Genomic DNA, 12,656 nt, shown 5'->3' on the forward strand with positions numbered 1-12,656 from the left:
CCCTTTTTTGCGGAGACGCGAAACCGTGCGAAGAGCAACGAATGTCGCATTCGCGCGCGACACAGGTCAAGCGCGGACCTCTTATCGGACGCTCAAATCGTTCGACATATTAGGAATTTTTGTAACGAGGCGGAGCTGAGGCGTCACGGCTCGTCCGTCACCGACACCGGGCGCGCTTTTGCGATGGCGTCGAACGCCATCAGGGTCTCGATGAAGGCCGGCATGGCGCGCAGCGGCAGCATGTTCGGCCCATCCGAAGGCGCCTTGTCGGGGTCCGGGTGCGTCTCGGCGAACACGCCCGCGACGCCGACGGCGACAGCCGCCCTTGCAAGGACCGGCGCCATGCGGCGGTCGCCGCCGGAGGCGAGACCCATCCCGCCCGGCTGCTGAACCGCATGGGTGGCGTCGAAAATGACGGGATAGCCCGTCTTCGCCATGATCGGCAGGCCGCGCATGTCGACGACGAGCGTGTTGTAGCCGAAGCTGACGCCCCGCTCGGTGAGCAGAATCCGCTCATTGCCCACGCTCGCCACTTTCGCGGCGGCGTTGCCGATGTCCCAGGGCGCCATGAACTGGCCCTTCTTGATATTGATCGCCGCGCCCGTGGAGCCCGCCTCGACGAGCAGGTCTGTCTGGCGGGAGAGAAAGGCCGGGATTTGCAGAATGTCGACGACCTCGGCGACGGGGCGGCACTGTTCCTGCGTGTGAATGTCGGTCAGCACCGGCACGTTGAACCGGGCGCGAATCTCGGAAAAGACCGCCAGCGCCTTTTCGAGGCCGAGGCCGCGCACGCCGGCGACCGACGTCCTGTTGGCTTTGTCGAAAGAGGTCTTGTAAACGAGCCCGACGCCCGCGGCCGACGTCATCTCGACCAGCGCCGCCGCGCATTCCAGGGCGTGATCGCGGGACTCGAGCTGGCAGGGGCCGGCAATCAGCCGCAGCGGCAGATCATTTCCGAAAACGACGTTCCCAACACTCACGTGACGTTGCATGGCTACTCTTCATCCCTCGGCCCAAAACGCCGGCGCAGGCAGCAAGGGACTCTCTGGAAGTGAGGTCGATGCGCCCGCCCTGGAGCCGCGCGCTCGCTTTCGGCGCAGGCTATCGCCGCGGCCTCAGGCCGTCAATTTCGCGGGCGCTTGTTTCCCCGGCGGCCGCCCGCTAAGAGAGACGCTCCACCGGCAGGCGACTCTTCATGAAAACGGCGATCGTCATTCCCGCGCGCTACGCCTCGTCGCGCTTTCCGGGCAAGCCCCTCCACCCGGTCCTTGGCGTGTCGATGCTCGAGAGAGTGTGGCGAATCGCCACAAGCGCCCGGAACGCGGCGGACCTCCTCATCGCGACGGAAGACCAGCGAATCGTCGACTTCGCCCAGGGCTTTGGCGGACGCGCGGTCCTGACCTCCGAAGCCTGCGCGAACGGCACCGAGCGCACCGCCGAGGCGCTGAAGACCGCCGGCATAGGCGCCGAGATCATCATCAATCTTCAGGGCGACGCCTTGCTGACTCCGCCCTGGGTTCTGGACGCCATGATCGATGAGATGCGGGGCGATCCCGGCGCCGACATCGTCACGCCGGCTGTGCGGCTGGAAGGGCGCGAACTCGACGATTTTCTGGAATTGAAGAAGTCCGCGCCCGCGAGCGGCACATCCGTTGTCTTCGACAACCGGCGCCATGCGCTCTATTTTTCCAAGCGCGTCATTCCCTTCATGCGGCAGACCGGCCACGCGGCGATTCATCGCCACATCGGCCTTTATGCGTTTCGCGCCGACAGCCTCGACCGCTATGTGCGGCTCCCGCAAACGCCACTGGAAAAGGCCGAAGGCCTCGAACAGTTGCGCGCGCTCGAACATGGCATGACGATCAAGGTGGCGATCGTGGATTATCGCGGCCGCAGCCATGGCTCGATCGACTCGCCCGAAGACGTCGCCTTCGTCGAAACGATCATCGCCCGCGAGGGCGAGCTCGTGGGGCTGAAGTCATGACGCTGCTGATCCTCGCGCGTCACGGCAACACATTCGAGCCCGGTCAGCAGGCGGTCTGGGTTGGCGCGCGCAGCGATCTCCCTCTCACTTCGAAAGGTCGGGAACAGGCCGCCGCTCTCGGCCGGGCTCTTCTGCACGCAGGGCTGGCTCCGGCCAGAACGATCACAGGCCCGCTGAGGCGAACGCGGGAGACCGCGTCGATCGCCATCGCCGAGGCCGGCGGCTCCCCGGAACAGATCGAGATCGACGAGCGTCTGCGTGAGATTGACTACGGAGCCTGGGAAGGCAAGAGCTCCGATGACATCCGGCTCGAAGGCGCCGGCGCCGAACTCCACGCCTGGGAGACAGACGGCGTCTGGCCGGCCAATGCGGGCTGGCCGTCTTCGCGCGAGGCTTATCTGCAATCTCTCGCCGGCGTGCTCCGCAGCGTTCGCGAGTCGCGGCGGGAGCCGTCCCTGATCGTCTCCTCCAATGGGCTGTTCAGGCTCCTCGCCGGCGCCCTTGCAGGCCCGACATTCGCCGGGAAGATGGCGACCGGGCGTCTGGCGCTGCTCCGCCTCCCGGGCGAAGACGAGGCGCAGATCCTCGGCTGGAATCTGTCGCCCGACGCGTTCCCGGCCTTTGTCGCAGAGCGTCTCTGAGACATCGTCGGCAATGGTCGGACGCGCGGCGAGGCGATGCGGGCGCGCGGCGCGGCGCGGCGCGGCGCGGCGCGGAGGTCTCGCCGGCTTGCGCACGATTGTCAACGCCGGTGGAGGAACTTGACGCAGCCGGCTCCCGGCGAGCCGCAAAGATGAAAATTTCGTTTGCTTATTGTTAAGATCAAGATAAAAGCGACTCCTGAGTTTTTGCTCCCGGAGTCGAGACTTGATGGATGCAAGGGCGCATTCCGCCACCCCAGCCCTGACCGAACGCGTCGTTTTTGTCACGAATGATGCGGAAGCGCCCAGCCTCTTCCTCAACTTCATTCAGCCGCTCAAATCCGTCTCTGGCCTCGAGACGGCCTTTGTCACGGAAAATGACCTGAAGGCCGACGCGCAGGAGCTCGGAGAGTGGCGCGTTTCTCCCGCCGCCGTGGAGCGGCTGACAAGCCGCCTCGCGGACTTCGATCCGACGCTGATTGTTTTCTGCCGCTACAGCGGACCCTGCGCGCCAGAGATCGTCGAATGGGCGCGCGCCGCCGGAAAGGCGACGATCTATCATATCGATGACGACCTCCTGCAGGTTCCAAAGGACATCGGCGAAGAGAAGGCGCGCTATCACAATCAACCGCGGCGGCTGCACACCGTCCGTTATCTGCTCGACAATGCGACGCTGGCCTATTGTTCGACCGAGACATTGCGGCAGGGCCTCTTTGGCGACGCCGTCAGTCCGCGCATTCTGGCCGGAGACATCTGCAGCGCGGCGGATTGTCTCGCGCCGCCGACGACCGACGAAGCGCCTTCATCGGCTACATGGGCCTTGGCAGCCACAACCTCGATTTCGCGACCGCCGTGACGGGACTCGCGAGACTTCTGGAGGCGCGGCCAGACGTCCGCTTCGAGATATTCGGCTCGATCCGGCTTCCCGGCGACCTGAAGCGATTCGATGAGCGTATTCGACTCGTCGAACCGGTGCGCGATTACGGGCGCTTCATGGAAAGGCTTGCGTCCCTGAAGTGGACGATCGGCATGTGCCCTCTCGCCCCGACGCCCTTCAACAACAGGAAGACCAACACCAAATGGGTCGAATATTCCGCCTGCGGCATGGCCGTCGTGGCGACGCGGGGAACCGTCTATGACGCCTGTTGCGCGGACGGCTGCGGCATGCTGGTCGATGGCGCCGAGGAATGGTTTGGCGCCTTCGACAGGCTGCTTGGCGACAAGGCGCTGCATCGCGCCCAGGTCGAACGCGCGCAGCGGCGGCTGCGCGACGACTACAGCCGCGACCGGCTGAAACAGCAGATCTTGTCCGTCTTCGCGCGCGCGCGCGCCCTCGCCGATCAACCGATCCTGACGAAACTCTCCCTGGATGAATTCGACGGCGATCGCGCGTGGGGGTGGGCCTGGCGCTCAACGGAAACCGCCGGCGTTCAACCGCGCGAGCCGGTGCAGATCTGGAGCGGCGACGTTCTGATCGGCCACACGCCGCGTCGGCATCACCGGCCCGACGCCGACGCCTATCTGGGCGCGCCCGCCTGGCCGAAAGGCTTCTCCGCGCCCATCGGCGCGCTGAACGCGCTCTGCCGGCTCATGGGCGGGCCGGAGAGCGGCTTCGAGCCGACGATCCGGTTTCGCGAAGAGCTGCTGTCGACGTTCGCCCAAGGACCGCGCTGGCAGGATCTGGCCGCCCATCGGACGCTGCGTTCAGCCGACGCGACGCTTGGCTGGCCCTTGCATGATCTGTGGTGGGGCAACAGCCATCTCCTGAAGGCGCGCGCGACGTATCAGTCGCGCGGAGACGGACAGGCCGAGACCAGGGCGCTGCGGGTTTTCCAGCCGTCGAGACAAGCGGACGGGCGCCTTGCGCTGGCGGTGGCGGACGAGGTCGCCATTCACGAGCGGCAGGGAGTCTGCGCTTTCGGCCTGCGCAATCCGTTCATGCCGGTTTTGCTCGTCGGTTATGACGGAGACGGGCATGTCGATTTCATCGATCTCATCCCCTTCCCCTCGCTGTTGCGCGGCGGGCTTCACGCGGCGGAGGCGGCGGCGGTCGACGACTCCGGCGGCGGCCTCGCGGCTGTGCGTCGGTTGAATGACGCCTATCTGGCCGAAGCGACCGGATGGGGCGCCGATCAACTGTCTCCGTCCCTGGCCGACATCAGGGTCGATCTGGAAACGGCGACGGGAGCCGAGCCCATCTTCGATCATCAGATCCGCGAATGGATCGCCCTGATGTTCCGCGTTCCGGTCGCCGGCGCCAACGCCGAGCGCCGCGTGGCGTCAGACCTCGGCGATCGCGCCTTCGTGGAATACGCCGACGCGCTCTTTGGCCGGGAGGCGCCGGCGCGCCCGCGTGACGGACGCCTCAGGCTGACCCTGCCGAGCTGCGCCATTCCCGCCATCGGCGCCCTCGTCTCGCGTCGTCTGTCATCTGGCGCGACAGCCTCGCGCGCGGCATGTGTGGTGGTCGACGACTCTCTCCCGCATCGCAGATATGTCCTGGCCCTGCCGGAAGCGCCGAAGACGGTGCGCGCGACGCTCGCGGAGGGGAGGACAAGCTTCCCCGTCCTTTCGCCCTTGACGGACGATAAGGCGGCCACGGCTGCCGACGCTCTGCCGGCCGCAATCTTGATACGCGACCTGTCGCCTCTCGCAAAGGAAGCGCTTCTCTATCCGACGCCGAGAGACGCGCCGGTCATTCTGCCGTCGAGCGACGCCGCTGGACCCGCGAGAATTTCGATTTTCCTGCGCGCATGCGACCCTGCCGCCGACATCGGCGTCCTCCTCGACTCCGTCGCGAGACAAAAGACGACCGCGAAGCTCGAGGTCATTTTGATCGCCGCGGGCGGCGGGGCAAAACAGCGCGACGCGTATCGCGGCCTTCTGCGGGAAACCTTCCCGACCTCGGGTCATCTGGTGGAAGCGGGCTCCGCCTGGGGCGAGGCGGCGGCGATCAATGAGACGGCCGCCTCCGCCTCCGGGGACGCCTTCGTGTTCGTGGAGTCGAGGATCATCCTCCACGATCCGCGCACGCTCGAAACGATCGCACGTCTCTCGCTGCTTGACGAGGTGGGGACCGTCGGCTGCATGGAGCTCAGACGGCACAAGGCGGACGGCGCGCCGGTCTTCGGCGCCGCCGGTTATTTCCCCGGTCGGGTGGATTTCTCCGTGGCGCCGGCTCTCGCGCTTCAGGAAATCGATTGCAGCGCCCTGCTCGCCGGCGAAATCTACCCCGTGGCGGCGAATTCCGCGCGTTTCTTCGCCCTCTCCGCGCAAGCATGGCGGCGCCTCGGCGGCATGAGCCCGCGTTATCCGAGAGAGGGCGCGCACATCGACCTTGCGCTCCGACTCGCCAACGCGGGACTTGCCAATATCTGCACGACGCTCGTCTCGGTGTTCTCGGAAGCCGACGACCCCCCGAAATTTATGCACGATCTCGCGGCGGCCTCCCATCTCGACCTGTGGCGGCTGCTGCCGGCGCTGAAATCAAGCGCCGTCATCAGACCCTTTTAGCTCCCGCTCGCAACTCGACGGATGATCGCATGCGTCTGCTCTTTCTTGTCCCCAGCAGCGCCCACAAGATGACGGCCGGAAGCCGGATCCGCTATGACAGGCTGGCTCACAACAACAGTTATTTCGACGTTTCCATCAAAAGTCTCGCCGAGATTTCCATCGAGGACCTCTCGGCGTGCGATGTCCTGATCCTCTCCAAGACCTATTCCGTTGAAGCGATCGCGATCGCCCGGACCGCAAGATCGCTCGGCAAGCTCGCCGGCCTCGATCTCTTCGACGATTACTTCACGCAGTGGCGGGACGCACGCCCGTTCCGATTTCGGCAATGGCTGCGAATCGCGTCCCGGACCTGCGACTTCGCCTTGTGTTCGACCCCAGTGATGCGCCGCGCCGTCGCGCATTACGCGCCCGATCTGCCAATTCATGTCTTGCCCGATCCGTTCGAGGAATCGGAGACGGAGACGCTTGCGCAGATCGTGTCTGAGAAGCTCGCCCGCGCGCAACGCGACCGCAGGATCGACGCGCTATGGTTCGGCATCGGATCGAATACGACCTTTCCCGTGGGGCTTCGTGATCTCTCGGCCTGTTCGTCCGGGCTGCGCACGCTTGCCCTGTCTGGATTCAAAACCCGGCTGACGATCCTCACGAACAGCCCCGCCCTGAAGACGGAGCGCCTCGCGCAGCTCAGCCGGCTCCCGATCGACTATCGGCTCGACGAGTGGTCGCTCGAAGCGGAACGGAAAGCGCTGGCCGAAGCCTTCGTGTGTTTTCTGCCCGTCAATGGACAGAGCTTCAGCCGCGCGAAGTCTCTCAACCGCGCGCTGACCTCGATCTCGGCGGGCGCGCAGGTCCTCTCTCCAGGATTCCCACTTTATGCGGAGCTTGATCCGGCGATCTACGTCGACCCGGCGGAGCTCGTCAAAGACATCGAGACCGGCCGCTGCCGCATTCGGCGCGAGACCAGCAACCAGATCTGCGCGATGATGGCGCAAGTCTCGAGCGTCGGCTCACTCGCGCGTGATCTCTTCGACTTCCTTTCATGCGCGATTCAAACGCGCCCGGTCCGCCGCCCGGCTGGCGCGCCTGAAAAAATCGCCCTGATCTATGGCGCGCATCAGGACATCGCGGCCGTGAAAGGCGCCAATTCCGCCGGCCTCCTGTCCGTGCGTTCGCCCTTTGCGCGCGTTTCAAGGGCCTATGACATCCATGTCGACTATCGCCCGGACCGGCGTTTCGAGATTTGGGTGACTCCGGAGATGAAGCCCTACGTGGCGAAGGCTCTGGAGCCGAAATTCTCCCCCCCGGAAAAAAGGGGAAAGCAGAAGATGAACAGGGTCGACGTCGGCGACGCGGTCGCCCTCGATCATGCGCCGATCCTTTCATCCGGCGACCTGCGGCCGATCCTTCACGAGACCGAGGCGTATCGTCATCTGCTTGGCGAGGTGGAGCGCGTCTGTCGACGGCTGTTCCCGGATTTCAGCTTTTTCCTCTCCGAGGTCAACGCCTACCCAGCCGCTCCAAATGCAGAGCGGTCGCCGGTGGTCGACTCATGAAACAGGCCATTTTTCTCATTACGCTCAATCAGGACATCGCTGTCTCGCGCCCTGTCGCGAGGTTCTTCCGACGCGATGCGCGCCTCGAGATCGTCTTTCTCGTCGCCGACGCCTTTCGCAAGCGCGACGTCACTGGCGTCTGGATCCGCGAGCTGATGGAGCTGGCGCGCGAGCTGTGCGCGCAAGTGATCAGCATCGAGGAGCCGGCTGACGCCGTCAGACGCCTCATCGGTCGGGAAGGACTGCTGCTCTCCGCAAGCGAATCCGTGCTGCCCGCGCATGAACTGGCCCACGCCGTGTTCCTTGGCGCGCCGCCCTCACTCACGCGCATTTCCCTTCAGCATGGTCTCGAATGCATCGGCTTTCATCACAACGAGGCGCATAACCAGACCTGGCGCCATATCATCGGCATGACCGGAGACGTGGCGGTGAGCTGGTTCGAGATCGACGCGCTGCGCTCCGTCCAGCCGGACCAGAGAGCCAAGATCATGGCTGTCGGTCCGCCCATTGGCCTGGAGGCGCCCCATGCGACGGCGCAGCATCGCAGAGGTCGAAGATACAGCGACGCCATACACGGGCTCGTGTGCGAAAATTTGCACTCCGTGCGGTTCAAGGACAGGGACCGGGACGTTTTCGTCTCCCAGCTCCTCTCATTCGCGCGCAAGCTCGAGGACCTCAACGGCGCGCTTGATCTGCGCCCGCACCCCGGCGGGCGTTATCTCCAGAAGAACCAGGCGCCCCTTCCCGCAAACGTCACAATGAACAGCGCGCCTTTGTACAAGCAGTCGCTGGACAAGTTCGCCTTTTGCATTTCCGGGCCGTCGAGCGTGATCTTCGATATGGTCTGGGCTGGCGTCCCGGTGGCGGTCTGGGCGCCTGATGAGCCGGGCCGGGATATCGGCGTCTATTCATCCTTGCATCTGGTGTCGGATGAGCGCGAGTGGCTGGATTTCGCCTTGGCCGCCGCGCGTGATCCGCAGCCGTTTCTGGCCCGGCAAGCGGATTTCCTTGCAAAGCTGCGAATTCCGGCGGACATACCGGCGCGTTATCGCGAGCTTGCCGCGCTCGCCCATGGCCCCTGAGTCCCATTTCCCACGCCGCCGCCCCCGTCGACAGACCTCGCCGCCATCACGCAGACGCCGGGGAAGTCGATAAAGGGATTGACGATCTTGAGCTTCACTTTAGAAAAGCACTCATGGACGCCAAAATCCTCATTGTCGGGCAAAGCCACACCGAGGCCCTCGCAAAGGCTTTGCGCCGGCAGGGCGACCCAGGGATCGAGGTCGTCAACGTCAACCGCAAGGACCGCAAGACCTCGCTCGAGGAAAAAATACGGGTCGGAGGGCACATTCCCGCCCCCGCCGGATTCGATCTGGTCGTCTCCATGATCGGTGGCAATTTTCATAATACATTCGGACTGATCGAGAACCCCGAGAGATTCGAGTTCATCGAACCCGGCGAGACCGGGTTCACGCCCACCCCCGGTCGCCAACTGATCTCCTATGGTCTTCTTCATCACTTCTTCTCGGAGTCTCTCACGAAAGGCTATCTCAGGAACATTCCCCTGTTGCGAGATTACTATGGCGCGCGCTTCCTGCAGGTCTCGACGCCGCCGCCCGTCGAGGACAACGATCATATTCTCAACAACCCCGGAGGATATTTCTCCGACAAAGTGCAGCTTGGCGTCGCCCCGCCCGCCCTGAGACTGAAACTGTATCGATTGCATGAAACCGTTCTTCAGGCATTTTGTCGGCGGGAAGAGATCGCCCTGCTCCCGCCCCCGCCTGCCGCGTTGACCGCCGCGGGCTTTCTCGACAGACCGTTCTGGAACAACGATCCCACTCATGCGAACGCCGCCTATGGCGCGCTCGTGCTCGACCAGATCCGTGGAGCGCTCCGAGATGGCTAATCCCTACGCCGGAAGGCCGGATTATCAATTCTGGAAAGGCGGTCGCGGTTTCGAGCGCCCCGAGACATTCGACCCCGTGACGTCGACGTCTTTCAAGATTGAACCGTCTGACGCCATCGTCACCGCCGGGAGCTGCTTCGCGCAACACATCGCCCGGCGCCTGCCGCAGAACGGATACAGGGTTCTTGTGACCGAACGGGCGCATCCGCTGATCCCCGACAAACATGCGGCGGATTTTTACTATGGCGTTTTTTCCGCCCGTTACGGAAACATCTATACGGCGCGCCAGCTGAGGCAGCTTCTCGAACGCAGTTATGGCGCCTTCGAACCGCGTGAAGCCGCATGGCCGCTCGAAGACAGCCGTTGGGTGGATCCCTTTCGCCCGCAGATTCAACCGGGCGGATTTGTCTCCATTGATGAGTTGTTGCTGGACAGGGAAATTCACTTCCTGGCCGTCAGGCGCGCCATCGACGAGATGTCGATCTTCATCTTCACGCTCGGCTTGACGGAGGCCTGGGTCGATCGCGCCGATGGAAGCGTGTTTCCGCTCGCGCCCGGGGTGGCGGGCGGGAGCTACGACCCCGGACGCCATGCCTTCGTGAACTTCAGCGCCCGTCAGACAGCCGACGATCTGGAATGGTCGCTGAATTTCATTCGGCAGCGGAATCCGGGCGTGAAATTCATCCTGACTGTTTCTCCCGTGCCTCTCAACGCGACCGCGGTCGATCGACATGTCGTCGTTTCAACATGCTACTCGAAAGCGGCCCTGCGCGTCGCAGCCGAGGACGTTTCCGGCAGGCTGAGCCATACGGACTACTTCCCCTCCTATGAGATCATCACGGGGCCGCATGCCGGCAATGGTTATTTTGCCGAGGACCGGCGCAGCGTGACCGAATCCGGCGTGGCTCACGTCATGCGTGTTTTTCTGCGGCATTATGGCGGAGACGCAAGCCGGAGCGCGGCCTTCGCTGGCGCTGACAGCAGCGAAACCGAGCGCCGCGCCGCCGCGCGCCAGGCCGCCGCAGACATGAACAGGGTGATCGAAATGCTTTGTGACGAGGAAGCGATCGACAACACAGACTAGTCTTCGACGCCGGCGTCCGCAGTCGCGCGCGACCCTCAACTTGTCTGGGAAGCTCCTGAATGATACGCACATCGCCACTTACGCACACTGGCGAAGCCCAGGCGATGCTTGCAAGGCTTCAGTCGTCCGATTGCCCGGGGAGAGTCACGGAATGAACGTCTTGATCACCGGCGGGGCCGGCTTCATCGGGTCTGCGGTTGCGCGTCGCTTGATCGACGACACGGATGCCAGACTCCTCGTTTATGACAAGCTGACATACGCTGGCAATCTCGATTCGCTCGCGCCAATTGCGCAGGATGCACGTTATGCGTTCCGGCGCGCCGACATTTGCGACGCGGCGGCGGTTGCGGCGGCTCTTGCGGACTTCCAGCCGGACATCGTCATGCATCTTGCGGCGGAGAGCCACGTCGACCGTTCCATCGACGGCCCGGCAGCTTTTGTCGAAACCAATCTCGTCGGCACCTTTACCATGCTCGAGGCCGCCCTCGCCTATTGGCGGGCGCTTCCCGAAGCGAAAGCGCGGTCGTTCCGATTCATGCATATTTCGACCGACGAGGTCTTCGGCGCGCTGGGTCCGACGGGTCTGTTCCGGGAGGACACCCCTTACGCGCCGAATTCGCCGTACTCCGCGTCCAAGGCCGGATCGGACCATCTGGTGCGCGCCTGGCGCGAGACCTATGGACTGCCGACGATCGTCACCAACTGCTCGAACAATTACGGCCCCTATCACTTCCCGGAAAAGCTTATTCCGCTCACCATCCTCAACGCCATCGAAGGAAAGCCGCTGCCCGTTTACGGGAGAGGCGAAAATATTCGTGACTGGCTCTATGTCGAGGACCATGCCGCGGCGTTGATCCTGGTGGCGCGCACAGGCGTTGTCGGCGAATCGTATAATGTCGGCGGCCGCAACGAGAAGCGCAACATCGACGTCGTGCATGCGATCTGCGACATTCTCGACGAGCTGCGTCCGGATGCGCATGGCTCCTACCGTAGATTGATCGCCTTCGTCGAGGACCGGCCCGGCCACGACCTGCGCTACGCCATCGACTGTTCGAAAATCGAACGCGAATTGGGATGGCGCCCTCAGCAGACGTTCGAGACCGGCCTGCGCCAGACGGTGCAATGGTATCTCGACCATCCCGCCTGGTGGCAGGCCATCCGCTCGGGAAAATATCGCGGAGAACGCCTCGGCCGCCTTGCCTGAAGCCATTGCCTGAGAGACGCGCATGCAATTTGAAGAGACTGCCATTCCCGCGGTGAAGATCGTCACGCCGAAAAAGCATGGCGACGCGCGCGGCTTTTTTTCGGAAGTGTATAAACAGTCCGAGTGGGACAAGGCCGGGCTCGATTATCACTTTGTCCAGGACAATCACTCCTTCTCGGCGCCTGTCGGCACGCTGCGCGGACTGCACTTCCAGACGCCGCCCTTTGCGCAGGACAAGCTGGTGCGCGTCGTGCGCGGGCGCATCCTCGACGTGGCCGTGGATTTGAGACGCTCATCGACAACCTTCGGCAAGCATGTCGCCGTTGAACTCTCGGCCGAGAACTGGCGCCAGCTTTTCATTCCGGTTGGCTTCGCGCATGGCTTCATCACGCTCGAGCCGGACACGGAAGTGCTCTACAAGGTCACGGCGCTCTATTCGCCCGCCCATGATCGCGGCCTCGCCTTCGACGACCCCGATGTTGGCGTCAACTGGCCCCAGCCGCCCGGCGGCCCGATCCTCTCCGAAAAGGACAGGCAATGGCCGAGGCTGCGCGCGCTTGAAGAGATTTTCGCGTGAGCGGTCGGCGCCGCCCGCCAAAGGCGGCGCATGGATCGCGCGATATTCCAAGGGAGACAAGACATGCGCGGCATCGTTCTGGCTGGCGGGTCCGGCACAAGGCTGCACCCGATGACGCTCGCGGCGTCCAAACAGCTTCTTCCGGTCTACGACAAGCCGATGATCTATTATCCGCTGTCCGTGCTGATGCT

General features: G+C 63.9%; 12 protein-coding genes. 11 read left to right on the forward strand and 1 reads right to left on the reverse strand.

Features of this window, described 5'->3' with window-relative positions; translation table 11 throughout:
• Positions 1–143: 143 nt before the first annotated feature.
• Entirely contained in the window at positions 144–992 is an 849-nt protein-coding gene (gene kdsA / locus ACR652_RS08770; RefSeq protein WP_434506128.1) for a 3-deoxy-8-phosphooctulonate synthase, read from the reverse strand.
• A 203-nt stretch (positions 993–1,195) separates the two neighbouring features.
• On the opposite strand from kdsA, the gene ACR652_RS08775 reads away from it, so the two are divergent.
• The 11 genes from ACR652_RS08775 to ACR652_RS08825 all read left to right on the forward strand — a co-directional run.
• Positions 1,196–1,984, forward strand: coding sequence for a 3-deoxy-manno-octulosonate cytidylyltransferase (locus ACR652_RS08775; protein ID WP_434506129.1), 789 nt, complete (start codon positions 1,196–1,198; stop codon positions 1,982–1,984).
• Positions 1,981–2,625 carry a histidine phosphatase family protein gene (locus tag ACR652_RS08780; RefSeq protein ID WP_434506130.1) on the forward strand — a complete coding sequence of 215 codons (645 nt, stop codon included), beginning with the start codon at positions 1,981–1,983 and terminating at the stop codon, positions 2,623–2,625. The genes ACR652_RS08775 and ACR652_RS08780 overlap by 4 nt, the downstream gene beginning before the upstream one ends.
• 229 nt (positions 2,626–2,854) lie before the next feature.
• On the forward strand, positions 2,855–3,481 hold the full coding sequence (locus ACR652_RS08785; protein WP_434506131.1) for a hypothetical protein: 627 nt from the start codon (positions 2,855–2,857) through the stop codon (positions 3,479–3,481).
• The gene (locus ACR652_RS08790) at positions 3,394–6,138 is read left to right on the forward strand and encodes a glycosyltransferase family protein (protein ID WP_434506132.1); all 2,745 of its coding nucleotides are present in this window, start codon (positions 3,394–3,396) and stop codon (positions 6,136–6,138) included. The genes ACR652_RS08785 and ACR652_RS08790 overlap by 88 nt, the downstream gene beginning before the upstream one ends.
• Before the next feature lie 29 nt (positions 6,139–6,167).
• Positions 6,168–7,691 (forward strand): hypothetical protein, encoded by a 1,524-nt coding sequence (locus tag ACR652_RS08795; protein ID WP_434506133.1) that lies wholly within the window; start codon positions 6,168–6,170, stop codon positions 7,689–7,691.
• On the forward strand, positions 7,688–8,773 hold the full coding sequence (locus tag ACR652_RS08800; RefSeq protein WP_434506134.1) for a hypothetical protein: 1,086 nt from the start codon (positions 7,688–7,690) through the stop codon (positions 8,771–8,773). Before ACR652_RS08795 ends, ACR652_RS08800 begins: the two co-directional genes overlap by 4 nt.
• A gap of 113 nt (positions 8,774–8,886) precedes the next feature.
• Entirely contained in the window at positions 8,887–9,600 is a 714-nt protein-coding gene (locus tag ACR652_RS08805; protein WP_434506135.1) for a hypothetical protein, read from the forward strand.
• A complete protein-coding gene (locus ACR652_RS08810) occupies positions 9,593–10,684 on the forward strand; it encodes a GSCFA domain-containing protein (RefSeq protein ID WP_434506136.1) in 1,092 nt (363 codons plus the stop codon). Before ACR652_RS08805 ends, ACR652_RS08810 begins: the two co-directional genes overlap by 8 nt.
• A 151-nt stretch (positions 10,685–10,835) precedes the next feature.
• Positions 10,836–11,888: a dTDP-glucose 4,6-dehydratase gene (gene rfbB, locus ACR652_RS08815; protein ID WP_434506137.1), complete on the forward strand. Its 1,053-nt coding sequence runs from the start codon at positions 10,836–10,838 to the stop codon at positions 11,886–11,888.
• A gap of 22 nt (positions 11,889–11,910) precedes the next feature.
• The gene (gene rfbC / locus ACR652_RS08820) at positions 11,911–12,465 is read left to right on the forward strand and encodes a dTDP-4-dehydrorhamnose 3,5-epimerase (RefSeq protein WP_434506138.1); all 555 of its coding nucleotides are present in this window, start codon (positions 11,911–11,913) and stop codon (positions 12,463–12,465) included.
• Between the two features lie 63 nt (positions 12,466–12,528).
• Positions 12,529–12,656: sugar phosphate nucleotidyltransferase (locus ACR652_RS08825; protein ID WP_434506142.1), on the forward strand; the 128-nt coding region annotated here is incomplete at its 3' end.

Source organism: Methylocystis sp. (assembly GCF_051061225.1).
Lineage (GTDB): Bacteria > Pseudomonadota > Alphaproteobacteria > Rhizobiales > Beijerinckiaceae > Methylocystis.